The sequence below is a fragment of the Microlunatus sp. YIM B11417 genome, from assembly GCF_059617205.1.
Map to the genome: position 1 here is coordinate 472,130 of NZ_JCAMPJ010000005.1, position 24,162 is coordinate 496,291.

Here is a 24,162-nt window from a genome sequence, read left to right on the forward strand (position 1 = left end):
AAGGAAAACTTTCATGGCCAAGGACATCTACGTCGCGTTCGGAATCGACGTCGACGCCGTCGGTGGCTGGCTCGGGTCGTACGGCGGGGAGGACTCGCCGGGCGACATCTCGCGGGGCATCTTCGCCGGCGAGGTCGGCGTACCCCGGATCAAGAACCTGCTCGCGAAGTACCAGCTTCCGTCCACCTGGTTCTGGCCGGGGCACTCGATCGAGACGTTCCCGGAGCAGTTCGAGGAGGTCGTCGCGACCGGGGCCGAGATCGGCGTGCACGGCTACAGCCACGAGAACCCGATCGCGATGACCCGCGACCAGGAGTCGGAGATCCTCGACTACTGCATCGAGTTGATCAACCGGAAGACCGGCACCAGGCCGACCGGCTATGTCGCTCCCTGGTGGGAGTTCTCGCCGGTCACCAACGAACTGCTGATCGAGCGGAAGATCAGGTACGACCACTCGCTGATGCACCGCGACTTCACGCCCTACTACGTCCGGGTCGGCGACAACTGGAGCAAGATCGACTACGACCAGCCCGCGGCGACCTGGATGAAGCCCCTGGAGCGCGGCCGGGAGACCGACCTGATCGAGATCCCGGCCAGTTGGTACCTCGACGACCTGCCGCCGATGATGTTCATCAAGTCCAGCCCGAACAGCCACGGCTTCGTCAATCCGCGCCACCTCGAGGAGATGTGGCGGGACCAGTTCGACTGGGTGTACCGGGAGCTGGACTACGCCGTGTTCACCTTCACGATCCACCCGGACGTGTCCGGCCGGCCGCAGGTGCTGCTGATGCTGGAGCGCCTGATCGAGCACATCAACGCCCACGAGGGCGTCCACTGGGCGACGTTCGACCAGATCGCCCAGGACTTCCAAGCCCGCTCGCCGCGGGTCGACTGAGCTGCGGTACGGAAAGGAACAGCGCCCATGAGTACCGCCCCAACGGAAGGCCTGCGGACCGTCGGCAAGAAGGAGACCCGGCGCGCGACCAAGATCGCGTTCTTCGCCTGGACGATCGCCGTCTACGACTTCATCCTGTTCGGCACCCTGCTGCCCCGGATCGAGGACAGCTTCGGCTGGGACACCAGCTTCGCCCTGCTCGTCTCGACCCTGGTCAGCGTCGGCACCTTCGTCGTGGTGCTGTTCGTGGGGCCGCTGGTGGACCGGCTCGGTCGCCGCAAGGGCATGATCATCTCCGTCGGCGGTACGGCGGCGTCGTCGGCGATCACCGCCGCGACCACCGGGGCCGCCTCGCTGGTCGGCGTCCGCAGCATCAGCGGGCTCGGGCTGGCCGAGCAGTCGGTGAACGCGACCTACCTCAACGAGCTGTACGCGCTCACCGAGGACACCAAGATCAAACGCAACCAGGGCTTCGTCTACTCGATGGTGCAGACCGGCTGGCCGCTCGGCGCGCTGCTGGCGGCCGGCTTCGTCGCGATCGTCACCAGCGTCTGGGGTCTGGACAGTTGGCGGATCGCCTTCCTGCTGGCGACCGTGCCGGCGATCATCGTCGCGCTGGTCTGCCTGCGGCTGAAGGAGAGCCCGCAGTTCCTGGCCCAGCAAGCCGTGCAGCGGCTGCGCCGGGCCGGCCAGCCGGCCGAGGCGGACGCGCTCGCCCAGCGCACCGGCATCGAGGTCCGCGTGGGCGCGCCGATCAAGCGGATCTTCCAGGGCAAGCACCTGCGCAACACGGTGGTGCTGTCGCTGGCCTGGCTGGTCAACTGGTTCGGCATCCAGACCTTCTCCGTGCTCGGCACGACGGTGCTGGAGAGCGGCAAGGGGATCGACGCCGGCGATGCGTTGATCTTGGTCGTGGTGTCCAACCTGGTCGGTGCGCTCGGCTACCTGACCCACGGCTGGCTGGGCGACCGGATCGGCCGCAAGCGCGTGATCATCATCGGCTGGATCCTCGGTGGCCTCTTCTTCGCGGCGATGCTGCTCGGCCCGAGCAACCAGGGCTACGTCCTGGTCACCTACATGCTCGGCCTGTTCTTCCTGCTCGGCCCGTACGCGGCGATCATGTTCTTCCAGGCCGAGTGCTACGACACCGACTGCCGGGCGACCGGCAGTACGTTCATCGGCGCGATGAGCCAGCCGGGCGCGATCATCGGCGGGTTCCTGCTCACCGGGCTCGCCGCGGCCGCCGTGCCGTTCTCGACGGCCGCGCTCTGGGTCGGTGCGCTGGGCACTCTGGTCTCCGGGTTGATCATGATCGGGGCACGCTCGATCGCGCCCCGGCGCGACGACGGAACGCCCGTCGCCGAACGGGTCGACGAGCCGTTGGCGGAGGGCGCGTGATGAGGGAGCGAGCTGTCTCGATCATCAGCGGAGCGGCGTCCGGGATCGGCCGCGCGGCGGCGGTCCGGCTGGCGGAGCGCGGCGACCGGGTGGTGATCGGCACCTTCCCGGGCGACCCGCACGACCCGGCGACCACCTTGGAGCAGGTGACCGCGGCCGGCGGCACCGGCATGATCATCGAGCTGGACGTCCGCAGCACCGAGTCGGTCGGCGCGTTCGCGGAGGCCGCCCTTGCCGCGTACGGCCGGATCGATCATGTGATCGCCAACGCCGGGATCCTGCGCCGGGCACCGTTCGCGACGATGACCGACCAGGAGTGGGACGAGGTGCTGCAGGTCGACCTGCACGGCGTCATGCGGCTGGCCCGGGCCGCGGCGCCACAGCTCGGCAAAGGCGGGTCGATCGTGGCGATCTCGTCGATCGCCGGCGGCGTGTACGGCTGGCAGGAACACGCCCACTACGCGACGGCCAAGGCGGGTGTGATCGGCCTGATCCGCAGCCTCGCCGTCGAGTACGGGCCGCGCGGGATCCGGGCCAACGCGATCATCCCCGGACTGATCGAGACCCCGCAGTCGCTGGACCCGGTCAACTCGCTCGGCCCGGACGGGCTGGCCCGGGCCGGGCAGACGATTCCGTGGGGCCGGGTCGGCCGCCCGGAGGAGGTGGCCGGTGTGATCGCGTTCCTCACCTCGGCCGACGCCGGGTACGTCAGCGGACAGGCGATCACGGTCGACGGCGCGCTCACCGTGGCGATGAGGGACTGATCATGAACGACGTTCCGCAGGGCGGCGTACTGGCCGGCCGGACCGCGTTGATCACCGGTGCGGCCAGCGGCATCGGGCTGGCCATCGCCCGGCACTTCCGCGACGCCGGCGCGATGATCATGCTCGCCGACCGGTCCGTCGCGGTGACCGAGCGGGCCGCGGAACTCGGGGCCGACGCTCTGGTGCTGGACGCCACCGACGAGGCGGCCGTCAGCGCGGCCGTCGCCGAGACGGTGCGCCGGCTGGGCCGGATCGACACCCTGGTCACCTCGCACGGCATCCTCACCGAGGCGCCGATCACCGAGCTGAGCCTGGCGACCTGGCAGCAGACCGTCGACGTCGACCTGACCAGCGTCTTCCTGCTCAACCGGGCGGTGCTGCCCGGCATGCTGGAGCACGGCGACGGCCGGATCATCAACGTCGCCTCACAACTCGGCCTCAAGGGCGGCACCGGCCTGGCCCACTACGCGGCCGCGAAGGCCGGCGTGATCGCGCTGACGAAGTCGATTGCGCTCGAGGTGTCCGGCCGCGGCGTGCTGGTGAACGCGATCGCGCCCGGCCCGATCGAGACGCCGCTGGTGGCCGGGATCAGCGAGGAGTGGAAACGGGCCAAGCAGGCGGAGCTGCCGCTGGGCCGGTTCGGCACCGTCGACGAGGTCGCGCCGACCGCGGTGCTGCTGGCCTCCGACCCGGGCGGCAACCTCTATGTCGGCCAGACACTCGGACCGAACAGCGGCGACGTGATGCCTTAGCGTCGAACGCTCCCTGAGCCTGTCGAAGCATGTCCTGAGCCTGTCGAAGGGGGCAGACCCGAACCGGCTTGGCACTTCGACAGGCTCAGCGCGCGTTCGGGCACCTGGGTGCGAACGAAGGGAGGATTCCATGTGCGGGGCATGCGGTCGGGAGCGGTCCGGCTGGCTGGCCGGGCTGCTCTCGGCGAGCTACGTCCGCGAGGTTGTCGCCGCGCGGTTGAGCCGGTTGGCACCGCACTCGGTGATCGTCGCCCAGGCGGCCGGCTGGACCTGGACGGAGCGCGGCCGGGCACGGTTCGTTCCGACCCTGGACGCGCTGGTCAGTGCGCTCGGCCGGCCGGCGGACGTGATCGACTGGGTCGCCGGGCTGCCGCCACACCGTCCTCACCCGGTGGCCCGCGAGTCCGTACCGGAGCGGGTCCGCCGGACACCTTCGGGGGCGATGGATCCGTGGCCCGGGGCGGATCCCCGGACCGCGGTCAACCGGCTGCTCGGACTGCTGCTGCTCGGATCCGGCGAGCCGGTGATCACCGAACTCCGCGACGATCAGGGGACCTGGACACTCGCCGTGGACCCGGTCGGCGTCGGTACCCGGTCGAAGATCAACACCGGCCGGTCCGTCTCCGGATCGGCCAGTGTTCGCGGCCGTACCCCGTAGACCTCCTCGATCAGGTCCGGCGTCAGAACCTCGGCCGGAGTTCCGGCAGCGACCAGATGTCCGCCGGAGAGCAGCACGACCCGATCACAGTAGGTCGCGGCCAGGTTGAGATCGTGCACCGCGGCGATGCCGGTGCGGCCGGCGTCGGCCACCTGGGCCATGATCATCAGCTGGGCGGCCAGGTCGAGATGGTTGGTCGGCTCGTCCAGGATCAGCACCTCGGGCTGCTGGGCCAGCGCCCGGGCCAGTTGGACCCGCTGCTGCTCGCCGCCGGACAGGGTGCTCCAGCGGCGCTCGGCGTACTCGATCATGCCGACCGCGACCAGCGCGTCCAGCACCGCGGCCCGGTCCGCCGGGCCCGGCGACTGCCAGCGACCGAGGTGGGGAATCCGGCCCAGCTCGACCACCTGCCGGACCAGCAGCGGCTGCTCGGTGGTGGACTGCTGTTCCAGGTACGCGACACGCCTGGCCCTGGCCCGCCGCGGCAGCCGGTGCAGATCATGATCACCGAGGAGGACCCGGCCGCCGGCCGGCCGAGTCAGGCCCGCGATCAGCCGGAGCAGGGTGGACTTGCCGGCCCCGTTGGGGCCCAGGACCCCGGTCAGCCGGCCGGCCGCCGCGGTCAGCGAAACCCCGTGCAGCAAGGGGGTCCCGTCGATGGCGTACCGGACGTCGTCGACGCGTACGGCGCTGGAACGCTCAGGACGCGGCGCGTTGGTCATGCCGCCCTCCGCTGGCGCCAGAGCAGCACGCAGAACACCGGGGCGCCGATCAGCGCGGTCAGGATCCCGACCGGCACCTCCTCCGGCGCCAGCACGATCCGCGCCGCCGTGTCGGTCCAGATCAGGAAGATCGCTCCGGCCGGAGCGAGCACGGGCAGCAGCCGCGCGTGCGCCGGGCCGGTGACGAACCGGACCGCGTGCGGGAGGGTGAGTCCGAGGAAGCCGATCGCGCCGCTGACGGCCACCGCGGAACCGGTCAGCAGGGCGACCAGGCCGAGCAGGATCATCCGGGTCGGTCCGGTGGCGACGCCGAGCGAGCCGGCCAGTTGATCACCGAACGCGAACGCGTCCAGCGACCGGGCATAGCCGACCAGCACCAGCCCGGCCGCGACGATGATCGGCCCGGCGACCAGCAGGGACGACCAGTCGGCGCCGCCGAGGGAGCCCATCAGCCACGCCAGCACCTCCCGGTACGAGTCGCCCTCGGCGGCGGAGAAGATCACGAACGAGGTCGCCGCGGAACAGATCTGGGCGACCGCGACGCCGGCCAGCACGATCCTGGTCGAGCCGCGGGTGGCGGCCCGGCCGGTCAGCGCCAGCGCCCCCGCGAGGGCCAGCATCGCGCCGAGGAACGCCGCCAGCGGCAGCACCAGGCCGACCCCGAGCAACAGCACCGAGACCGCGCCGAGGGCGGCGCCGGAGGACAGCCCGAGCAGGTACGGATCCGCCAGCGGGTTCTGGGTCAGCGTCTGCATCACCGCCCCGGACAGGGCCAGCGCCGCGCCGACCAGGGCGGCGGTGATCACCCGCGGCAGCCGCAGCTCGAAGATGATCGCGTCGTCCAGCCGCGGCAGCCCGACCGGCGTCAGTCCCAGGTGATGCCCGATCGACTGGGCCACCTGGGCCGGACCCAGGCCGCTGGCGCCGACCGCCGTCGCGGCCAGGATCGACCCGGCCAGCAAGATCATCAGGAAGCCGCCGATGAGCCAGACCGGCAGCCCGGACCGCCGGCTCGGTCGTTGCCGGGGCCCGGGTGGTGCGGCCGGCGGCCGGGTGATCACCGCGGTCACGGCAGGCTCGCCAACTGCTCGGCGAGATCGGTGATCGCCTCCGCCGTGGCCACGCCGCCCTCGCCGGCCGGGAACCGTACCGTCAGGTAACGCTGCTCCCGTACCGCATCCAGGGCGGCGGCGGGCGACTCGGCCAGGATCTTCTTCTTCGACTCGGCCGTGTTCCAGGTGGCGTCGACCAGCACGATGATGTCCGGGTCCTGCTTCAGCACGCTCTCCCAGGAGACGGTGCTCCAGGTGTCCTGGGTGTCGCCGAAGACGTTCCGGACACCGATCGAGTCCATGATCAACTGCGGCGCGCCGATCCCGGCCCCGACATACGGGGTGTCGGTGCCGGAGCTGTACCAGAGCACGGTGCGCTGCCGGGAGTCCTTCTTCACGGCGGCCAGGGCCTCGCGCTGCTCGGTGATCAACTTCTCGGCCCGGTCCGGCACCCCGAAGATCGCGGCGATCTCGCGCATCTCGCGCTCCAGGACGTCCCGGGTCAGCGGCTTCGGCTGGTAGGCCGGCTCCTTGCAGGCGGCCGGCGCCACGTAGCTGTTCACGCCCAGCTCGGCCAGACCGGCCCGGTCACCGGCACCCTGCGCGGTCAGGTTGCTCTCCCAGCCCGCGTACACGAAGTCGGGCCGGGCCGCCAGCAGGGCCTCCCGGCCGGGCACCTTGTCGGCCAGCACCGGCGGCGGCGTGCCGTACTTCTCCGGCAGCGGCCCGTCGCCGAACGCGGTGCCGACGATCTTGTCGCCGAGCCCGAGGGCCAGTAGCAGTTCGATCGCGGTCGACTTGATGGCCACCACCCGCTCCGGCGGGCGCTCGATCTTCACCTCCGTGCCGCAGTTGTCCAGCGTCACGGTACGGAAGCCGGGGGCGACCGGCTGGGCGGACGGCGCCGGCGTGCTGCAGCCGGCCAGCAGGATCAGGAACAGCAACGAGACCAGGGCGCGCACGGGCAGCATCCTTCGAGGCAGGGGGAGACAACCGCCGTGAGGAACACGGCATCGACGACACCCACCGACCACAGCCCGGCCGGCCGACACGCGCCACAATCCTGACGCGCGGGCCCTGCCATCGTAATCGATCCCGCACCCGGTCCCAGGGCGTGGACCGGAACCGGTTGCGGTCGCGTTCAACACGTGTCAACATGGCGAACCAGTACATCGTCAACACGTGTTGAGGACTCGAATCATGGAACGTGTGATGCTCGACGTCGACCTGGCCATGGGTGCTCCGGGGAGCGACGTCGACGACGGGTTCGCGCTGGCGCTGGCGCTGGCCGACCCCGACATCTCGCTGGAACTCGTCACCACCGTCAACGGCAACACCGACGTCGCCTCGGCCACCACGCTGACCCTCGAACTGCTGCACCGGCTCGGTCACCCCGAGGTCCCGGTGCACCGCGGCGCGCAGGTGCCGCTGCTGCGTCCGCAGGCCAGGGTCGGCTCGGTGCCGGACGACGTCGTGGCACGCGAGCCGCAGGCACAGCCGGCGGCCGCCGCGATGGTCGAGCACGTCCGGGCCAACCCGGGCGAGATCACCCTGGTGGCTGTCGGCCCGCTGACCAACGTCGCGCTGGCGATGCGGCTGGACCACACCTTCGCCGCCTCGCTGAAGCGGCTGGTGATCATGGGCGGCGTCTTCAGCAAGCCCACCAACGAGACGCGGATGCCCGGCGAATTCAACATCTGGAACGATCCGGAGGCGGCCGAGATCGTGCTCGGCTCCGGCATCGTCGCCCAATGGGTCGGGCTGGACGTCACCCTGAAGGTCCGGGTCACCATGGAGGAGGCCCGGGCGATGGCGGCGAGTGATCACGAGTTCGCCGCCTTCGCCGGCCGCTACACGGTGGCCTGGATCGATCACCTGAGCAGCCGCCGGCCGCAGCCGGAGGAGTCCTGCGCCATGCACGACCCGCTCGCCGTCGCCGCGGTGACCCATCCGGAGCTGATCACCTGGCAGGACGCCTACGTCCAGGTGGAGACCGGGGACCGGTTGCGCGGCGCAATGCTGGCGGATCCGCTGACCGGTGGCTGGGCCCCGGACGGCAACGCCCGGAAGCTCGAGCCGAACGCGTCGATCGCGGTCGACGTCGACGCCGCGGGCTTCACCCGATTCTTCATGGACAAGCTGAAGGAGTTGTGATGCGTCTCCGGTCCCTGCTGACCAGCCTCACCGCCGGAGCCGGCGCGCTGGTCCTCCTCGCGGCCTGCGCGAGCGGCCCGGCGGAGAGCCCGGCCGGCGGCCAGCCCTGGTCCATCCCGGCCACCGATCCGACCACGACGATCAAGGTCGTCGGCATCCTCGACCCGAAGGCCGACGGGATGTCCGACGTGGTCGCGGCGTTCGAGAAGGAACACCCGACGATCAAGGTCGACTACCAGTACGTGCCGTTCGACGACCTGAACAGCGTGCTCGACTCGCGGATCACCCAGAAGACCGGCGACCCGGACGTGTTCTGGGTCGACCAGCCGCGGGTGCCGGCGCTGGCCACCCGGGGCTACCTGGAGGATCTGTCCGGTCCGTTCCAGGGGCTGACCGACGCGCTGCAGCCGGTCACCGTCGAGGCGAGCTCGTTCGGCGGCAAGCTCTATTCGCTGCCGGTCGCGAACTCGACCCAGTTGCTCTTCTACAACAAGGATCTGCTCGACGCCGCCGGGGTGAAGCCGCCGTCGACCGAGGACGCCGCCCGGATCACCTGGCAGCAGTTGAAGCAGGACGCCAAGCAGGTCCAGGACCGCGGCAACGCGCAGCACGGGCTGCTGCTCGGCCAGCCGGACCGCTACTACCAGCTGGAGCCACTGCCGTACTCCGCCGGCGGCGGGATCGGCGCGACCGGCGAGGGAAATCTGACGCCGGACGTGACCAACGACGGCTGGGTGCAGTCGATGACCTACTACGGCTCGCTGTACGCGGACAAGATCACGCCGCGCGGCATCCCCGCCGAGCAGATCGACTCGACCTTCCTGGCCGGTAAGACGGCCTATCTGGTGGAGGGCAACTGGATGGTCGGCAAGCTGGCCGACTCCAAGATCAACTGGGGTGCGGCGCTGAACCCGGTCTGGGAGGGTGGCAAGCCGGCCAGCCCGACCGGCTCCTGGTCGGTCGGCATCAACCCGTTCTCGAAGAACAAGGAGGCCTCGGCGATCTTCCTGCGCTGGCTGGCCATCGACGGCGAGAGCGGCTACGCCAAGCACCGGGCCTACGCGGAGCTCCCGGCAAACACGGCCGGTCTGCAGTCATACCTGCAAGGCAAGATGTTCACCGACTCCGAGGGCGGGAAGCAGGCCGCGAAGGTGGTGGAGTACGAGACCGAGCACACCGCCGTCGGCCGGGTCTCGACGGCCGGCTACATCGAGTTCGAGGACATCATGGGCCGAGCATTCTCCGACATCGCCAACGGTGCGGATCCCAAGCAGGCCTTGGAATCCGCGCAAAGCCAGCTGGTGACGGCCTGGAAGCAGTACCAGTAGCGCCATGCTCCGTCGTCGCACCTTGATCACGGCCGCGGTGTTCCTGGCCCCGGCCCTGCTGGCGATCGTGCTGCTCCGGCTGGTGCCGTTCGCGGGCGCGGTCTGGTCGACCCTGTTCGAACGGGTCGGGGTCGGCCTGCTCGCCGAGCAACGGTTCGCCGGGCTGAAGAACTACGCGGTGCTGTTCAGTGATCAACTGTTCCTGGGCACGCTGGCCCGCACCGTGCTGTTCAACCTGGTGATCAATCCGCTGCAGATCGCCCTGGCGATGGCGGTGGCGGTGCTGCTGACCCGGAAGCTGCCGGGCCGCGGAATCTGGCGGACGGCGGTGTTCATCCCGTGCACGATCCCGATCGTCGGGTCGTCGATCGCCTGGGGTGTCGCGCTGCGCAACGACGGCCCGGTCAACGGCCTGCTCGGCGTGTTCGGGATCGGGCCGCAGCCGTTCTTCACCTCGCCGGCCCAGGCGCTGCCGAGCATCGTGCTGGTGGCGTCCTGGGTCGGCATCGGCTACTGGATGCTGTTCCTGATCGGCGGTCTGAACGACATCAACCGTGAGGTGTACGAGGCGGCCTCGATCGACGGCGCCGGGGCCTGGCGGACGTTCTGGTCGATCACGCTGCCGCTGATGAAGCGGCCGCTGCTGTTCGTCCTGGTCGCGGACACGGTGGCCAACTTCGTCCTGTTCGTGCCGGTGCAGATGCTGACCAACGGCGGACCGCAGGAGTCGACCACGCTGTTGATGTTCGACGCCTACCGGCGCACCTACACGTACTCGCAGCCGAATCTGGGCGCCACCTCGACGCTGGTGCTGACCTTGATCATGTTGCTGATCGTGGCGATCCAGTTCCGGCTGCTCCGGGAGCGTGACGCATGACGACCCTGGTGACGGAGCCGTCGACGGACGCTCCGCGTACGGTCCTGGCGCGGCGATCGAAGGGCCGGTTCCAGGCCCGCCTGTTGATCACGCTGCTGACCCTGCTGGCCGTGATCGTGGCGCTGCTGTTCGCGCTGCCGGCACTGTGGATGCTGTTCGGGTCGCTGCGCCCGGGCAGCCAGGTGATCGAAAGCGTCAGCCCGCTGAGCTGGCGGACGCTGATCCCGGACGTCTGGACGCTGGACAACTATCGGGCGCTGTTCGGGGAGCTGCGGTTCGGCCAGAGCATGGCCAACTCGCTGTTCGTGGCGTTCGCGTCGGTGATCATCGGGCTGGCCATCTCGGTGCCGGCGGCGTACGCGCTGACGGTGCTCCGGTTCCGCGGCCGCGAGTTCGTCTTCGCGCTGCTGGTGATCGGCTTCATGATCCCGTTCGAGGCGATCGCGATCCCGCTGGCCCAGTTCTTCACCAGCTGGCACCTGAACAACAGCTACCTCGGCCTGATCCTGCCCGGCATCGGCAACGGGCTGGCGATCTTCAACATGAGGCAGTTCTTCCGCGGCATCCCGACCTCGCTGCGGGAGGCGGCGGTGATCGACGGCGCCTCCGACTTCCGGATCATGACCAGGATCTACGTGCCGCTCAGCGTCACCACCCTGATCAACTCCGGACTGCTGATCTTCCTCGGCCAATGGTCCTCGTACCTGTGGCCGTTGTTGATCATCTCGGAGGAGGCCAAGCAGGTGGCGCCGATCGCGATCGCCCGGACCTTCACCGACACCGAGTTCAACTTCGGCCAGATGTTCGGGGGTGCCCTGCTGATCTCGGTCGTGCCGGCCGTCCTGCTGCTGTTCCTGCAGCGGTTCTTCGCGGCTACGATCGCGAGCAGCGGCGAGAAATGATCACGACTGCGGGGGACGATTGTGGCGATCACGAGAGCTGACGTGGCCAGGGCGGCGGGGGTGTCGCCGGCCCTGGTCAGCTATGTCCTGAACGGCGGCCCGCGGCCGGTGTCGGCCGAGGCGCGGGAACGGGTGCTGGCCGCGGTCGCCGAGCTGAACTACCGGCCGAACCGGATCGCCCGTGCGCTGCGGGAGAACCGGACCCACTCGATCGCGATGCTGATGCCGGACCATCGCAACCCGCACTTCGGGGAGCTGGCCCAGGCGGTCGAGGACGAGGCCTTCCGGAACGACTACATGTTGATCATCGGTACCGCGGACAATCAGACCGAGCGGGAGTCGGCCTACCTCCGGGCCTTCGTCGACCGCCAGGTGGACGGGCTGCTGTTGATCTCCGCCGCCTCGCACCCGGACGTCAGCATGTTGGACGAGGTCCGGCTGCCGGTGGTGCTGCTGGACCGGGCTCCGCAGGGGACCGGCTTCTCGTCGGTCGTGATCGACAACCGGACCGCCGCCGCGGAGGCGGTCGACCACCTGCTGTCCCATGATCGCCGGAACCCGGTCTGCCTGGCCGGGCCGGCCGAGATCGACGCCGTGCAGGAGCGGGTCGCCGGCTGGCAGGACGCGCTGACCCGGGCCGGCATGGCGGCCGCCGCACCCGTCCACACGAGCTTCTCCAGCGAGGGTGGCTACCGGGCGATGCGCGAGTTGATCAACACCGGTCGTGAGGTCGACGCCGTGTTCGCGACCAGTGACGCGCAGGCGATCGGTGCCATCGCCGCTTGTGCCGAGGCCGGGCTGCGTGTGCCCGATGATCTTGCCGTGGTCGGCTTCGACGGCACCGAGGCCGGCCGGTACGGGCAGCCGACGCTGACCTCGGTCGACCAGGACGTCGCCGCCCTGGCCCGGACGGCTCTGGAGACCCTGGTCGGCCTGATCCGGCGCGAGCACACGGAGGCGGTGCACCGGGTGCTGCCGCCGCGGCTGCGGATCGGTCGGTCCTGCGGCTGCGACCCCAGTGGGGATGTCAGCGGCGCCCGCTAGGTTCTCCGCATGACACGCGCAGCCCGGCCCGACGATCTCGGCCCGCTCCTGGTCGAGGCGATCAACGCCGGCGACCTGGACGGTCTGGTCGACCTCTACGAGGCGGAGGCGGTGCTGGAGTTGCCGGACGGATCGGCGGCCCGTGGCACCGCCGCGATTCGTGAGTTCTACGCGGCATTCCTGGCCGGGCGGCCGACAGTCACACCCGGGCAACAGCTGTCGACGCTGGTGGCCGGCGACCTGGCCCTGACCAACACCCGGATCGGCGCCGACACGACCTGTGAGGTGGCCCGCCGGCAGGCTGACGGATCCTGGCGCTGGGTGCTGGACCGGCCGAGCCTGGGGACTACGAGGGCGGTGTCGAAGTGCACTGAGCCTGTCGAAGTGCCGAGCCAGACCGGGCCTCGCCCTTCGACAAGCTCAGGGAACGAGTTCGACACCTCGTAGGATCGGCGGGTGTTCCCCAAGACCCCGATGCGTGATTCCGGCCTGCTCGACGTCGGCTCCGGCCAGACCGTCTACTGGGAGGAGTCCGGGAACCCGGACGGGATCCCGGCGCTCTATCTGCACGGCGGACCGGGCGGCACGCTCGGGCCCGGCGGCTATGTCACGAAGTTCGATCCGGAGCGCTACCGGATCATCGGCCTGGACCAGCGCGGTTGTGGCCGGTCGACGCCGCTGGCGATCGATCCTGATCATGATCTGGCCGGGAACACCACCCAGGCTCTGATCGCGGACTGTGAACGGCTGCGCGAGAAGCTCGGCGTCGACCGGTGGGTGATCAACGGCGTGTCCTGGGGTTCGACGCTCGCGCTGGCGTACGCACTGGAACATCCGGACCGGATCCTCGGCATCGTGATCATGGCCGTGACCTCGACCCGGCGCTGGGAGGTGGACTGGATCACCGAGCAGGTCGGCGCGATCTTCCCCGAGGCCTGGGACCGGTTCGCCGGACACGCCGAGGCGGCCGGGATCGGCTACCGGCGGCACGAGTCGCGGATCGTCGAGGCCTATGCCCGCTTGATCACCGACCCGGACCCGGCGGTACGGGACGCGGCGTCGGTCGCCTGGGCCGAGTGGGAGGACCACCACATCTCGCTGGCCGCCGGGCTGCACCGCGATCCGCGCTGGGAAGATCAACAGTTCCGGCACACGTTCGTCACACTGGCCACCCACTACTGGTCGAACGACGGATTCGCGGATCCCCCGATCCTGGCCCGGGCAGCGGAACTGGCCGGCATCCCCGGCGTGCTGATCCACGGCCGGGCCGACGTCAGCGGTCCGTTGATCACCGCCTGGGAGCTGCACCAGGCTTGGCCGGACTCGGAATTGATCATCGATGAGGGCGAGGGGCACGGTGGCACCCGGATGGTCGACGCCTGGGCCGAGGCGAACTCCCGGTTGGCCGACCGGATCTCCGGGCCGAGTGCCTCGTGATCGGGCCGCTCGCAGTACAGAGTTGATGCGCGAAAGCTGCGGTATTACTTGACGATTCGTGACTGAAATTCGGGGTTGACAAGCTACTTCAGGCCCCACACTGATCGCGGATCGGGCCGTATGGGGCGGCCGTGAGCCGGGGTGCCGGCGAAGAACTCGGGGGAGCTCTTTTCATGTGTGCATTGGCATGCGCCTTTTCGGACTCTTGTCCTCGTTCGAGGATTTTCGTTCGGGAATCTCGGCCATGAGTCTCACCGTTCTGGTGCCGGCCCACAATGAGGGCACCGTTCCCGTCCCGATTCGGCAGGGACGTCGCGGATACACCGCGCAACTCCAGGAGACGCTGGAGAGTCTTGCCGCCCAGACCTGTCGGCCCGATCGGGTCGTGGTGATCGCCGACAACTGCACCGACGACACGGTGTCCTGGGCCCACGCCGCCGGGGTGTCCGTCTTCGAGACGGTGAACAACCGGGACAAGAAGGCCGGGGGTCTGAATCAATGGCTGCACCGGCACCTCGGCTCGCTCGCCGACACGGACCTGATCATGGTGATGGACGCGGACAGCACGCTGGACGACGACTTCATCGAGAAGGCGATGGCCTATCTGGAACGCGGTTATCACGCGGTGGGTGGGGTCTTTCTCGGCAAGGACGGCGGCGGCTTCGTCGGGACCCTGCAACGCAACGAATATGCCCGCTATGCGCGCGACGTCGCACGCAAGAACGGCCGTACCCTCGTGCTCACCGGAACTGCGACGATCTTCACTGCAGCCTGTCTCAAGGACGTCGTGGCGCAGCGCGCCGGCGGGGGACTGCCCGGGACCGGCGAGACCGCCTATGTCTATGACACGAAGGCTCTCACCGAGGACAACGAACTCACCTACGCCCTGCTTCATCTGGGCTATCGGATCATCGCCCCGGCGGAGTGCGCTCTGCGGACCGACGTGATGAAGTCGTGGCGCGATCTCGGGCGGCAGCGCTATCGCTGGAAACGCGGCGCGGTGGAGAACAACCGGCATTACGGCTACACGCGCTACACCGCGAAGTACTGGTTCCTGCAGTGGTGGGGCGTCTTCGGCATCAACGCGACCGTGTTGTATCTGGCGACCCTCGTCATCGGCGCTGCGACCGGAAGCCTGAGTTTCCATCCGGTCTGGATCATGATCACGGCCGTGTACGTGGTCGAGCGGGTGATCACGGTCGCGCGGCGCGGCTGGAAGCAGGCCCTGCTGGCCTCGGTGATCGTGATCGAGATGCCGTACGACCTGTTTCTTCAGGCCGTTCAGATCAAGGCCCTGCTGGGCGCGACCTTCCGGACCAAGACGGCCTGGTAGACGTCTCGGCCCGTGGTGGGCCGAGATCAACAAAGGAGAAAGAGTATGTATCAGAATCCCGCCGGCCCGGGCGTGGCCAGCGCAGGCGTGGGCGGGCTGGCTTTCATGCTGGACAGCCCGTTGCTGTGGGCGCTCTTCGTGGCGCTCGCCCTCTTCACGCTGCTGAACGCCTTCGGGGCCGTCGTGTTCCGGGTGCTGCCCGCCGGGGTCACCGAACGTCCCCGCGCGGCGCTGCTCCGCCTGTTGGGGCGCGATCAGTCGCCGCGTACGCAGGCGAAGCGGTACGACTTCGCGAACCGGAAGCACTGAGCGCATGGCCGGCGGAGGTCGGGGGACGGCCGTCGGCCCGTTCGCATCGCTCGAACATCATCACGGGAGGGTCCGATGACAGGGACGCGGCGGTGGCTGATCGCCGGATCGATCACGGTCGCCTTGATCAGCGCCCTGCTGGTGACGGCCGTCCTGGTGCCGGGGTACGCCGTCGACTCGGCCCCTGCCCCGACGACGCCCTCCGCCACGGGGACGCCGGTCGTGAGCCCGTCGGAAGAAGAGCCCGCCGAGCGGCCCACGCCGTCGCCGTCGACCTCCCGGCCCGCCCGGGAGAACCGTCCCAGCCCGGTCGTTGCCGCCTCCGCGCCGACCACGCTGTACCTGCCCGCCGACGATCCCGCGCACGAGATCCGGACCGAGCTGCTCGCCCTGGCCTGCGGGTACGACATTCCCTATCCGACCAGCGGCCCGGACGTCTGGCGAGGCTTCTACTGCACCGACTACGCGCTGCCGGGCACCGCGATGCCGAACTACGGGATCATCACCGGCCACTCGACGACCTCGGCCGCGACCGACACCGTGATGAACCGACTGCTCGCCCAGGACGATCTGGTCGGCCGGACGATCTACCTGCGTACCGAGAAGTCCGGTGACGCCTGGTTGGCCTACCGGTTCACGGCCGTCACGACGCAGCCGCAGGACAACCTCGGCGAGTCGCCGGTCTGGGGCGCGGACGGCCGCTCCACCGCGGGGCAGTTGATCTTCCTGACCTGCGGCCAACGGCGTTACGGCTTCAGCGACGCCGACAACGTGTTGATCACCGCCACCTTCGCCGGCGTCGTCGATCAGCCGAGCATGCCCCGGAAGTAGTCGCTCAGCCCGAGGCCGGGATCGGGCGGGCCGATGACGTACGCCGGTATCCCGTCGACCGCCCACGGCGAGGTGGTCGCCACGTTCAGTTCGGCCGTGGCCCCTGCCGTGTGGATGCCGACGCAGTCGTTGGTGTCGACGGCGATGACCTGGGTTCTCCCTTCCTTGCCGTGGATCCGGAGGACGACCCACTCGGGCGTGTAGGTGTCGATGCACTGGAGCTTGGGCGCGCCGTTGACGGCGGCCAGGAACCTGCGCGCCGATGCGGCGTCCACCGCGGTGGCGTACTGGAGTCTGAAGTCGTTCGCTCGGTCGCTTCTCCGGTAGGCGCACACGGACATCGAGACGGGCTCTTTCACGGTGAAGTCGCTGACCTTCGCACCGCTGAACTCGGGTTCGCAATCGGTGCCGGGGTTGGCCTTCGCCGTCGCCAGGATCTGCTCCCGCAACAAGGCGTCCCGGGTGGCGACCGTCACCGTACTGCCGCCGACCTCGACCGTCGTCTGCTGCCAACCGCCGCCGAGGTCACGCGTGCCCGGGGCGATCGAGGCGCCCAGCCAGACGTAGGGCGCCGTCGGTTGTGGAAAGGCTTGATCATGGATGACGGAGCACGCGTCGGTCATCATGATCGGCCGCCCGACATAGGGCCGGTCCTTGCGCTCGGCCGGTCGGCCGTCGGCGGTCCGGTAGGCCGCCATCCCGCAGTCGAACAGATCGTCCGAACTCGCGGGCTCGCCGAGGTCCTCCGGCGGGCTGGGCGCACCGCCCCAGCCCCAGTCCGGCGGCACCGAGACCTGGACGCCGTGCCAGGACTCCAGTCGCCAGCCGCTGGGCGCCGGCGGGTCGGCCACTCGCGTACGGTCGTCGGACGGGGGAACGGGACCGTTGTTGCCGGGTACGACCAGCGCACCGACCGCGACGATCACGCCGACGGTTGCGGCGGCCAGCGCCGGAACGACCCACCGGCGGGATCGCGGGCGGTCCACCCGGACCGGCACCCCGGCGTCGACCTGCCCGGCCCGTTCCGCCAGCCCGCTCCGCAACAGTCGCTCGAGCTCCTCGTCGCTCGGGCCGTGGTGCGCGTCGACCATGATCAGTCCTCCGCTCGGGTCAGCTGCACCCGCAGGGCCGCGAGTGCTCGATGGATGTGGGAGCGGACGGTGGTCTCCGTGACGTCGAGGATCCGCGCGATCTCGGCGTAGTCGAGGTCCTCGTAGAACCGCAGCACCACCGCGGCCCGCTGCTGCCGCGGCAGCGCCGAGCAGACCCGCCAGACAGCGTCGCTCGTCGCGATCGCGTCGGCATGATCGCGATCATGCTCCTCGGGCACGGCCGGGACGACCGCGATCCGTTTCCCGAACTTCCGCCACTGCGAGACATGGGCGTTGGCGATCATCCGCCGTACGTAGGCATCCGGGTCGGTGGTCCGCCGCACCCTCGCCCACTTAGCGCAGGCACCGGACAGCGCGGTCTGGACGGCCTCCTCGGCCGCGTCCTGGCTGCCGGTCACCAGGTAGGCGAACCGGAGCAGCTCCGGAACGCGAGTGCTGACCCAACTGTCGAAGGAGAGCTCAGTCCGCGGCGGATCGTTCACTCCCACTTCCATACCCGAACCGACGCCCGAGCGGAACCGGTTGTTGCATGGCGGATCCCGCCGAGTTCAGGGCCGGACCGGTTCCGGTCAGCGCTGCCGACGCGCACGCCGCCGCCGCAGCCTCTCGGCACTACCGGTCATCTCGGTGCCGAGCTCGCGGAAGATGTCGCCGGCCTCGGCGAGGCGGGTCCCGGCGCGCGTCCTCGGGCCGAGCGCGGTCGCGGCCCGATCGAGCGTGCCGGCCAGCACCGTCAGCTGGCGGACGGCCTCGAGCCAGGACTCGTACCAGACATCGGAGTCGATGACGTAGCGATCACGCCGTCCGTCCGGCTCGCGTTCCCGCCGCAGCTGGCCATGTTGTTCCAGTTCGCCGACCGCCTTCGAGATCGAGGCCGGGCTGACCCGGAGCCGGCGGACCAGGTCGGCCGCGGTGAGCGCTCCGCTGTCGGTGGTGTAGAGGCAGGCCAGCACTCGGGCAGGCATCCGGGGCAGGCCGGTCCGGACCAGGGCCTCGGTCAGTTCGGCCTGCACCCCCGCCACGGCGCCGTGATCGCCGCTGCCGGTCCGCTGCTCGTCGTCGGGGCTGATCGGACCGCGACGCCAGGCTCGATCCTGGGTGGACTGCTGGGCCTGGTCGGGGTCGTAGCCCCGCGGCCCGCCGTTCCGCTGCACCTCGCGGCTGATCGTCGAGGTGGGTCGGGAGAGCGTCCTGGCGATCTCCGCATAGCTCGAACCGCCGGTGAGTGCGCTCGCGATCGCGTATCGGTCCTCCTGAGACAGTCGGCCACCGGGCACCTGGATCCCCTTCGTCGGCATTTCATTGCAATGATCACTCTACAGCGTTGCATTCATGGTCAGTGTGATTGCAATGATTTCCTTACATACAACGGGATCACGTTGTGAAATTTGTGAATGCAACGTAGCATTCGAGCGAGCTTGAATTGATCATGACGGTCGAGAAGGAGAATCCGATGACCCGCGATCCCGCCCCGGGCCCGGCACTGCGGGAGCGGTCCCTTGCGCCGGACCTCGGCCGCGGACTGATGCTGCTGCTGATCGCGGTGGCGCACGCTCCGGCGTTCGCGGGCGCGGCACCGCTGCCGGTCGATCACGCCGCACAGTTCGTCAAGGCGCTGGTCGCCGACAACCTGGCTCGGACGCTGTTCGTCTTCCTCTTCGGGTACGGGCTCGGTCAGCTCGCGTACCGGCAGGAAGGCGAGGGAGTCGGCTGGCCGGCCACCCGGAAGCAGTTGCGCCGGCGCGGGTGGTGGCTGATCATGATCGGCTTCCTGCACACCGTGATCTTGGTTCCGCTCGACATCATCGCGTTCTACGGCGTGGCCCTCGTGCTGCTGGTGCCGTTGGTGCAGGCTCGGGATCGCGTCCTGCTCCGCACCGCGGCGATCACGCTGGTCCCGATGTGCGGGCTGCTCGCCTGGCAGACCGCGCTGGCGTACCAGGCGATCATGGCGGGCCGGCCGACCGGTATGGCCGGCTACCTGGAACTGGACCTGCCGACCCACCTGCTCGCGAGCCTGCCCACCTGGCCGTTCGAGACGGCGCTGGGGACCGTCGCCGTCGTCCCGGGCATGCTGGTCGGACTCTGGGCAGCCCGCCGCCGCCTCCTCGACGAGCCTGGCCGGCACTTGCCTCTGCTGCGGCGGGTCGCGGTGATCGGCTTGATCACCGCTTTCGCCGGCAGGATGCCGGGTGCCATGATCGCCGGTGGCCTGTGGTCGCCCGATGCTCCCGCCGCGCGTTGGGCCGCCGCCGTCGCGCACGACCTGACCGGGTTCGCCGGCGGGCTGGCCCTGGCGGCGGCGATCGGGCTGCTGGCCCACGTGCTCGGCTCGGCCCGCAACCGGCTGATCACCGCCGTGGTCGCGCTCGGCCGGCGCTCGCTGACCTTCTACCTGTTCCAGTCGCTGATCTGGCTCCTGCTGTTCTATCCGTTCACCCTGGGGTTGGCCGGCCGCATCGGCGCCGCGGCGTCGATCATGATCGCGGTGGTGGTCTGGCTGGTGTCGCTGGCGCTCGCCGACCTGCTGCGCCGGGCCGGTCACCGGGGGGCCGCTGGAGGTGCTCCTGCGCCGGCTGGTCGCCGGCCGGGCGCGGGTCGGTGGATCGCCCGAGGACCGGCCGACGGTGGCCTCCCGTTCGGGCTGATCTTGCCGGGCGCGTACGGTCGGAGTCATGGCCAACCGACTCGCCGACAGCACCTCTCCGTACCTGCTGCAGCACGCCGACAACCCGGTCGACTGGTGGGAGTGGACCGACGACGCCTTCGCCGAAGCGGCCCGGCGGGACGTGCCGGTGCTGTTGTCGGTCGGCTACGCGGCGTGTCACTGGTGCCATGTGATGGCGCACGAGTCGTTCGAGGACGAGCGGATCGCGGGCTTGATCAACTCCGGGTTCGTGGCGATCAAGGTGGACCGGGAGGAGCGGCCGGATGTCGACGCGGTCTACATGCAGGCGACCCAGGCGCTGACCGGGCAGGGCGGCTGGCCGATGACCGTGTTCCTGACGCCGGACCGGAACCCGTTCTTCGCCGGCACCTACTATCCGCCCGTGCCGCGGGGTGGGCTGCCGTCGTTCCCGCAGGTGCTGCAGGCGATCGGCGAGGCCTGGCGGGACCGCCGGGAGGAACTCGTCACGGCGGCCGGGACGATCAGTGATCAACTCTCCGGCGCTCGACCGGACCTGGCCGGGCAGGCGGGCGCCGGCGAGATCGCCCAGGCGGTCGCGACGTTGCGGCGGGAGTACGACGCGGAGCGGGGCGGCTTCGGCACGGCGCCGAAGTTCCCGCCGTCGCTGGTCCTGGAGGCGTTGCTCCGGTCGGACGACCCGGACGCGATGATCATGGTCGAGGGCACCCTGGAGGCGATGGCCCGCGGCGGCATCCATGATCAACTCGCCGGCGGGTTCGCGCGCTACAGCGTCGACGGCGGCTGGGTGGTGCCGCACTTCGAGAAGATGCTGTACGACAACGCGCTGCTGCTCGGCGCCTACGTCGGCTGGTGGCGCCGGACCGGCTCGGCGCTGGCGGAGCGGGTCGCGACCGACCTGGTGGACTGGCTGCTCGCCGAGCTGCGGACGCCGGAGGGCGGCTTCGCGTCCAGCCTCGACGCCGACTCGCTGGATGCCGCGGGCGTACTCCGCGAGGGCGCCTACTACGCCTGGACGCCGGAGCAGTTGCGGGAGGTGCTCGGGCCCGAGGACGCGGCCTGGGCGGCCGAGGTCTTCGTCGTGACGGCGAACGGCACGTTCGAGGACGGAGCCTCGACGCTGCAGCTGCCGACGGATCAGGATCCGGTCCGGCTGGCCGACGTCCGCCGCCGGCTGGCCGACGCGCGGGCCGAGCGACCCCGGCCCGGTCGCGACGACAAGATCATCACCGCCTGGAACGGCTGGGCGATCGACGCGCTGGTCCAGGCGGCGATGATCATGGACCGGCCGGACTGGCTCGAGGTGGCCCGGCACGCGGCCGACCTGATCTGGCGGCTGCACCGGGTCGACGACGGCCTGCGCCGCAGCTCCCGGGAGGGCCGGGTCGGTACGGCGGACGCGGTGCTGGAGGACTACGCGGCCCTCTGCCAGGCGGCGACCCGGCTCGCGGCCGCCGGGGCCGACGCCGAGTGGCTGACCCGCGCCGAGTGGCTGGCCGACCGGATGATCACCGCGTTCGACGACGGCACCGGCGGCTTCTACGACACGGCCGCCGAGGCCGAGCGGCTCTACCTCCGGCCGCAGGACCCGACCGACAACGCGACCCCGTCCGGGCTCAGCGCAGCCGTCCACGCCCTCACCCTGCTCGCCGAACTCACCGGCCGCGCCGACTACGCCGAGCGGGCCGAACGGGCGGCCGCCTCCGCCGCCGGCTTGATCACCGCCGCGCCCCGGTTCGCCGGCTGGCTGCTCGCCGACGCGATCAGCCGGGCCGCGGCGCCGCCGGTCGAGGTCGCGATCGCCGGTCCTGCGGACCATCCGGACACCCTCGAGCTGCGCCGCACCGCCTGGCGGCTGGCTCCGGCCGGCTCCGTCGTCCTGGCCGGCCCGCCCGACCTCGCCGGCTTCGCCCTGCTGGAGCAGCGGACCATGATCGACAACCGCCCGACCGCGTACGTCTGCCGCGACGTCGTCTGCCGCCTACCGGTCACCACCCCGACCGATCTCACCACCGCCCTGGCCGACGCCTAGATCGTGGAACGTCGATGGCACCGGACGCGGCGGAGGTTTCCACGTTGTCCGATCGCCGGGTCAGCCGGCGCGGGGGATCGCGCTGGTCGACCACGAGCGGTTCCGAGGATGGAGGACGGACGCTCAGCGGGCCGCGTAGGTGATCAACGAGATCGCGATGTAGTGCACCGCGAAGCCGGCGATCGTGAACGAGTGGAAGATCTCGTGGAACCCGAACCAGCGCGGTGACGGGTCAGGCCACTTCCTCCCGTACACCACGGCGCCCAGCGTGTAGAGCAGCCCGCCGGACACCACCAGCACCACCACCGCGAGCCCGCCCGCGGCGTAGAACGCGCCGAGCCAGCCGACGGCGGCCCAGCCCATCAGCACGTACAGGCCGGTGTAGAGCCAGCGCGGTGCGGACAGCCAGAGCAAGCGGAACATCAGGCCGCCCAGCGCGGCACTCCAGATCACGCTCAGCAGCACCACCCGCGACGTGCCGGTCAGCATGATCAACGCCAGCGGTGTGTAGGTCGCGGCGATGAAGACGTAGATGTTGGCATGGTCCATCCGGCGCAGGACGGCGTCGCCGGTCGGCCCCCAGTGGAACCGGTGATAGAGGCCGCTGGTCCCGAACAGCAGCAGCGAGGCGGCCAGGAACACGGCGCCGCCGATCTTCCCTGCCGCGGTCGGCGCCAGGCAGATCAGCACGATCCCGGCGGCCGCGGCGAGCGGCGTCATGCCGGCGTGCAGCCAGCCGCGCAGTTTCGGCTTGACCTGCCGGATCACCTCGGCGACCTGGTCGCCGGCGGTCCGGTCCGGCTGGAGTTCGGGATCGGGATCGATCCTGGTCGTGCTCATCGCTGTCGTCCTCCGAGTGGATACCCGGGCAGCGATCCTGCCCGACCAAAGTTACGGTTCCGTAGGTTACAGGGTAGACGAGACGGCGGGGAAGCAAAATCCGACCGGTCTGCGGGCCGACGCGGGCGCGGCACAGCGACTGCGGATACGCTGCCGAATATGGTGCGTTTCGACCGGCTGCGCGAGTTCGTGGACCGGTTGCATCCCTCGGGGCTGCTCTACTCGACCTACGAGCATCGACTGGTGGCCGAGCTCGATCGCAACCGGCTGCCGCAACACGTCGCCGTCCTCGCGGACGGGAACCGGCGCTGGGCCAGGGCCAATGCCCCCGGCGAGTCGCTGGTGGCCGGCTACCGGGCCGGGGCCGACAAGCTGATGCAGTTCGTCGACTGGTGCGACGAGATCGGGATCCCGCTGGTCACGCTCTGGGTGCTGTCCACCGACAACTTCTCCCGGAACAGCACCGAGCAGCTGAAGCCGCTGCTCGGGGTGATCGAGCAGATGGTGGCCGACATGGCCGCGACCCGGCGCTGGCGGGTGCACCTGGTCGGCGCGCTGGACCTGCTGCCGGCCGAGTCGGCGCAGCGGATGAAGGCGGCCGCCCGGACCACCGACGACGTCTCCGGCCTGCTGGTCAACGTCGCGGTGTCGTACGGCGGGCGGCACGAGCTCCGCGACGCGGTCCGGTCCCTGCTGGCCGAGCACGCCCGGGCCGGTACGCCGATCGAGGAACTGGCCGAGACGCTGGAGATCGAGCACATCGCCGAGCACCTCTACACCCGCGGCCAGCCCGATCCCGACCTGATCATCCGGACCTCCGGCGAGCAGCGGCTGTCCGGCTTCCTGATGTGGCAGTCGGCGCACAGCGAGTTCTACTTCTGCGAGGCCCTCTGGCCCGACTTCCGCAAGGTCGACTTCATCCGCGCCCTGCGCTCGTACGGGCAGCGAGAACGGCGCTTCGGGCGTTAGTTCCCGCCGCCGGATGGTGATCGTGTTACGCCGAGGTGAACACGTCTCACCGATCGCGCCGGAAGCGGCGTGGCTCTAGAGAGTCGCGGTCCCGGCGTCGTACATT

24 protein-coding genes and 1 pseudogene are annotated in these 24,162 nt (G+C 70.1%); 18 read left to right on the top strand and 7 right to left on the bottom strand.

The window, feature by feature from the left end:
- The first annotated feature begins 13 nt into the window (after positions 1-13).
- From AC6CCG_RS24665 to AC6CCG_RS24685, 5 genes are all read left to right on the top strand, one after another.
- Positions 14-895, top strand: coding sequence for a polysaccharide deacetylase family protein (locus tag AC6CCG_RS24665; protein ID WP_496657403.1), 882 nt, complete (start codon positions 14-16; stop codon positions 893-895).
- A gap of 27 nt (positions 896-922) precedes the next feature.
- Complete coding sequence (locus tag AC6CCG_RS24670; RefSeq protein ID WP_496657404.1) at positions 923-2,293, top strand: MFS transporter; 1,371 nt, start codon at positions 923-925, stop codon at positions 2,291-2,293.
- Positions 2,293-3,057, top strand: a complete 765-nt coding sequence (locus tag AC6CCG_RS24675) for an SDR family NAD(P)-dependent oxidoreductase (protein ID WP_496657405.1) — start codon at positions 2,293-2,295, stop codon at positions 3,055-3,057. The genes AC6CCG_RS24670 and AC6CCG_RS24675 overlap by 1 nt, the downstream gene beginning before the upstream one ends.
- 2 nt (positions 3,058-3,059) lie before the next feature.
- A complete protein-coding gene (locus AC6CCG_RS24680; protein ID WP_496657406.1) occupies positions 3,060-3,809 on the top strand; it encodes an SDR family NAD(P)-dependent oxidoreductase in 750 nt (249 codons plus the stop codon).
- Positions 3,810-3,939: 130 nt separating this feature from the next.
- Complete coding sequence (locus AC6CCG_RS24685) at positions 3,940-4,467, top strand: hypothetical protein (protein ID WP_496657407.1); 528 nt, start codon at positions 3,940-3,942, stop codon at positions 4,465-4,467.
- On the opposite strand, the gene AC6CCG_RS24690 is transcribed toward AC6CCG_RS24685, so the two are convergent.
- The 3 genes from AC6CCG_RS24690 to AC6CCG_RS24700 are packed head-to-tail and all read right to left on the bottom strand — an operon-like array spanning position 4,356 to position 7,212.
- Positions 4,356-5,189: an ABC transporter ATP-binding protein gene (locus tag AC6CCG_RS24690; RefSeq protein WP_496657408.1), complete on the bottom strand. Its 834-nt coding sequence runs from the start codon at positions 5,187-5,189 to the stop codon at positions 4,356-4,358. The genes AC6CCG_RS24685 and AC6CCG_RS24690 overlap by 112 nt on opposite strands.
- Positions 5,186-6,259 (bottom strand): iron chelate uptake ABC transporter family permease subunit, encoded by a 1,074-nt coding sequence (locus AC6CCG_RS24695; protein WP_496657409.1) that lies wholly within the window; start codon positions 6,257-6,259, stop codon positions 5,186-5,188. The genes AC6CCG_RS24690 and AC6CCG_RS24695 overlap by 4 nt, the downstream gene beginning before the upstream one ends.
- A complete protein-coding gene (locus AC6CCG_RS24700) occupies positions 6,256-7,212 on the bottom strand; it encodes a putative F420-0 ABC transporter substrate-binding protein (RefSeq protein WP_496657410.1) in 957 nt (318 codons plus the stop codon). Before AC6CCG_RS24700 ends, AC6CCG_RS24695 begins: the two co-directional genes overlap by 4 nt.
- Positions 7,213-7,441: 229 nt before the next feature.
- On the opposite strand from AC6CCG_RS24700, the gene AC6CCG_RS24705 reads away from it, so the two are divergent.
- The 10 genes from AC6CCG_RS24705 (at position 7,442) to AC6CCG_RS24750 (ending at position 16,456) form a co-directional block, all read left to right on the top strand.
- A complete protein-coding gene (locus tag AC6CCG_RS24705; protein WP_496657411.1) occupies positions 7,442-8,395 on the top strand; it encodes a nucleoside hydrolase in 954 nt (317 codons plus the stop codon).
- Positions 8,395-9,723, top strand: coding sequence for a sugar ABC transporter substrate-binding protein (locus AC6CCG_RS24710; RefSeq protein ID WP_496657412.1), 1,329 nt, complete (start codon positions 8,395-8,397; stop codon positions 9,721-9,723). Before AC6CCG_RS24705 ends, AC6CCG_RS24710 begins: the two co-directional genes overlap by 1 nt.
- Positions 9,724-9,727: 4 nt before the next feature.
- On the top strand, positions 9,728-10,600 hold the full coding sequence (locus tag AC6CCG_RS24715; RefSeq protein ID WP_496657413.1) for a carbohydrate ABC transporter permease: 873 nt from the start codon (positions 9,728-9,730) through the stop codon (positions 10,598-10,600).
- Positions 10,597-11,502 carry a carbohydrate ABC transporter permease gene (locus AC6CCG_RS24720; protein WP_496657414.1) on the top strand — a complete coding sequence of 302 codons (906 nt, stop codon included), beginning with the start codon at positions 10,597-10,599 and terminating at the stop codon, positions 11,500-11,502. The genes AC6CCG_RS24715 and AC6CCG_RS24720 overlap by 4 nt, the downstream gene beginning before the upstream one ends.
- 42 nt (positions 11,503-11,544) lie before the next feature.
- A complete protein-coding gene (locus AC6CCG_RS24725) occupies positions 11,545-12,546 on the top strand; it encodes a LacI family DNA-binding transcriptional regulator (protein ID WP_496657415.1) in 1,002 nt (333 codons plus the stop codon).
- 9 nt (positions 12,547-12,555) lie between these two features.
- A complete protein-coding gene (locus AC6CCG_RS24730; protein WP_496657416.1) occupies positions 12,556-12,993 on the top strand; it encodes a YybH family protein in 438 nt (145 codons plus the stop codon).
- A 9-nt stretch (positions 12,994-13,002) separates the two neighbouring features.
- Entirely contained in the window at positions 13,003-13,983 is a 981-nt protein-coding gene (gene pip, locus AC6CCG_RS24735) for a prolyl aminopeptidase (protein ID WP_496657417.1), read from the top strand.
- A gap of 244 nt (positions 13,984-14,227) precedes the next feature.
- Positions 14,228-15,316, top strand: a complete 1,089-nt coding sequence (locus AC6CCG_RS24740; protein ID WP_496657418.1) for a glycosyltransferase family 2 protein — start codon at positions 14,228-14,230, stop codon at positions 15,314-15,316.
- Positions 15,317-15,361: 45 nt separating this feature from the next.
- Entirely contained in the window at positions 15,362-15,625 is a 264-nt protein-coding gene (locus tag AC6CCG_RS24745; RefSeq protein ID WP_496657419.1) for a hypothetical protein, read from the top strand.
- Between the two features lie 75 nt (positions 15,626-15,700).
- Positions 15,701-16,456, top strand: a complete 756-nt coding sequence (locus AC6CCG_RS24750) for a hypothetical protein (RefSeq protein ID WP_496657420.1) — start codon at positions 15,701-15,703, stop codon at positions 16,454-16,456.
- On the opposite strand, the gene AC6CCG_RS24755 is transcribed toward AC6CCG_RS24750, so the two are convergent.
- The 3 genes from AC6CCG_RS24755 to AC6CCG_RS24765 form a co-directional block, all read right to left on the bottom strand.
- Complete coding sequence (locus tag AC6CCG_RS24755; protein WP_496657421.1) at positions 16,432-17,547, bottom strand: hypothetical protein; 1,116 nt, start codon at positions 17,545-17,547, stop codon at positions 16,432-16,434. The genes AC6CCG_RS24750 and AC6CCG_RS24755 overlap by 25 nt on opposite strands.
- Positions 17,548-17,549: 2 nt before the next feature.
- On the bottom strand, positions 17,550-18,050 hold the full coding sequence (locus tag AC6CCG_RS24760; RefSeq protein ID WP_496657422.1) for a SigE family RNA polymerase sigma factor: 501 nt from the start codon (positions 18,048-18,050) through the stop codon (positions 17,550-17,552).
- A gap of 87 nt (positions 18,051-18,137) precedes the next feature.
- Entirely contained in the window at positions 18,138-18,866 is a 729-nt protein-coding gene (locus tag AC6CCG_RS24765) for a GbsR/MarR family transcriptional regulator (RefSeq protein WP_496657423.1), read from the bottom strand.
- A 773-nt stretch (positions 18,867-19,639) separates the two neighbouring features.
- Between AC6CCG_RS24765 and AC6CCG_RS24770 the strand changes: the two are divergent.
- Together AC6CCG_RS24770 and AC6CCG_RS24775 are read left to right on the top strand one after the other, a co-directional pair.
- Positions 19,640-20,107 (top strand): annotated as a pseudogene (locus AC6CCG_RS24770) (DUF418 domain-containing protein); the annotation flags it as partial.
- Between the two features lie 136 nt (positions 20,108-20,243).
- On the top strand, positions 20,244-22,247 hold the full coding sequence (locus AC6CCG_RS24775; RefSeq protein WP_496657424.1) for a thioredoxin domain-containing protein: 2,004 nt from the start codon (positions 20,244-20,246) through the stop codon (positions 22,245-22,247).
- 123 nt (positions 22,248-22,370) lie between these two features.
- Here AC6CCG_RS24775 and trhA read toward each other — a convergent pair whose 3' ends face one another.
- Positions 22,371-23,087 carry a PAQR family membrane homeostasis protein TrhA gene (gene trhA / locus AC6CCG_RS24780; RefSeq protein WP_496657425.1) on the bottom strand — a complete coding sequence of 239 codons (717 nt, stop codon included), beginning with the start codon at positions 23,085-23,087 and terminating at the stop codon, positions 22,371-22,373.
- A 159-nt stretch (positions 23,088-23,246) separates the two neighbouring features.
- On the opposite strand from trhA, the gene AC6CCG_RS24785 reads away from it, so the two are divergent.
- Positions 23,247-24,056: an isoprenyl transferase gene (locus AC6CCG_RS24785; RefSeq protein ID WP_496657426.1), complete on the top strand. Its 810-nt coding sequence runs from the start codon at positions 23,247-23,249 to the stop codon at positions 24,054-24,056.
- Positions 24,057-24,162 lie beyond the last annotated feature (106 nt).

Excerpts from the sequence above, each read along its gene's own strand:
- AC6CCG_RS24665 (WP_496657403.1), top strand. The coding sequence starts at position 14 with ATGGCCAAGGACATCTACGTCGCGTTCGGAATCGACGTCGACGCCGTC.
- AC6CCG_RS24670 (WP_496657404.1), top strand. The coding sequence starts at position 923 with ATGAGTACCGCCCCAACGGAAGGCCTGCGGACCGTCGGCAAGAAGGAG.
- AC6CCG_RS24675 (WP_496657405.1), top strand. The coding sequence starts at position 2,293 with ATGAGGGAGCGAGCTGTCTCGATCATCAGCGGAGCGGCGTCCGGGATC.
- AC6CCG_RS24680 (WP_496657406.1), top strand. The coding sequence starts at position 3,060 with ATGAACGACGTTCCGCAGGGCGGCGTACTGGCCGGCCGGACCGCGTTG.
- AC6CCG_RS24685 (WP_496657407.1), top strand. The coding sequence starts at position 3,940 with ATGTGCGGGGCATGCGGTCGGGAGCGGTCCGGCTGGCTGGCCGGGCTG.
- AC6CCG_RS24690 (WP_496657408.1), bottom strand. The coding sequence starts at position 5,189 with ATGACCAACGCGCCGCGTCCTGAGCGTTCCAGCGCCGTACGCGTCGAC.
- AC6CCG_RS24700 (WP_496657410.1), bottom strand. The coding sequence starts at position 7,212 with ATGCTGCCCGTGCGCGCCCTGGTCTCGTTGCTGTTCCTGATCCTGCTG.
- AC6CCG_RS24705 (WP_496657411.1), top strand. The coding sequence starts at position 7,442 with ATGGAACGTGTGATGCTCGACGTCGACCTGGCCATGGGTGCTCCGGGG.
- AC6CCG_RS24710 (WP_496657412.1), top strand. The coding sequence starts at position 8,395 with ATGCGTCTCCGGTCCCTGCTGACCAGCCTCACCGCCGGAGCCGGCGCG.
- AC6CCG_RS24715 (WP_496657413.1), top strand. The coding sequence starts at position 9,728 with ATGCTCCGTCGTCGCACCTTGATCACGGCCGCGGTGTTCCTGGCCCCG.
- AC6CCG_RS24720 (WP_496657414.1), top strand. The coding sequence starts at position 10,597 with ATGACGACCCTGGTGACGGAGCCGTCGACGGACGCTCCGCGTACGGTC.
- AC6CCG_RS24730 (WP_496657416.1), top strand. The coding sequence starts at position 12,556 with ATGACACGCGCAGCCCGGCCCGACGATCTCGGCCCGCTCCTGGTCGAG.
- AC6CCG_RS24740 (WP_496657418.1), top strand. The coding sequence starts at position 14,228 with ATGAGTCTCACCGTTCTGGTGCCGGCCCACAATGAGGGCACCGTTCCC.
- AC6CCG_RS24745 (WP_496657419.1), top strand. The coding sequence starts at position 15,362 with ATGTATCAGAATCCCGCCGGCCCGGGCGTGGCCAGCGCAGGCGTGGGC.
- AC6CCG_RS24750 (WP_496657420.1), top strand. The coding sequence starts at position 15,701 with ATGACAGGGACGCGGCGGTGGCTGATCGCCGGATCGATCACGGTCGCC.
- AC6CCG_RS24755 (WP_496657421.1), bottom strand. The coding sequence starts at position 17,547 with ATGGTCGACGCGCACCACGGCCCGAGCGACGAGGAGCTCGAGCGACTG.
- AC6CCG_RS24765 (WP_496657423.1), bottom strand. The coding sequence starts at position 18,866 with ATGCCGACGAAGGGGATCCAGGTGCCCGGTGGCCGACTGTCTCAGGAG.
- AC6CCG_RS24775 (WP_496657424.1), top strand. The coding sequence starts at position 20,244 with ATGGCCAACCGACTCGCCGACAGCACCTCTCCGTACCTGCTGCAGCAC.
- trhA (WP_496657425.1), bottom strand. The coding sequence starts at position 23,087 with ATGAGCACGACCAGGATCGATCCCGATCCCGAACTCCAGCCGGACCGG.
- AC6CCG_RS24785 (WP_496657426.1), top strand. The coding sequence starts at position 23,247 with ATGGTGCGTTTCGACCGGCTGCGCGAGTTCGTGGACCGGTTGCATCCC.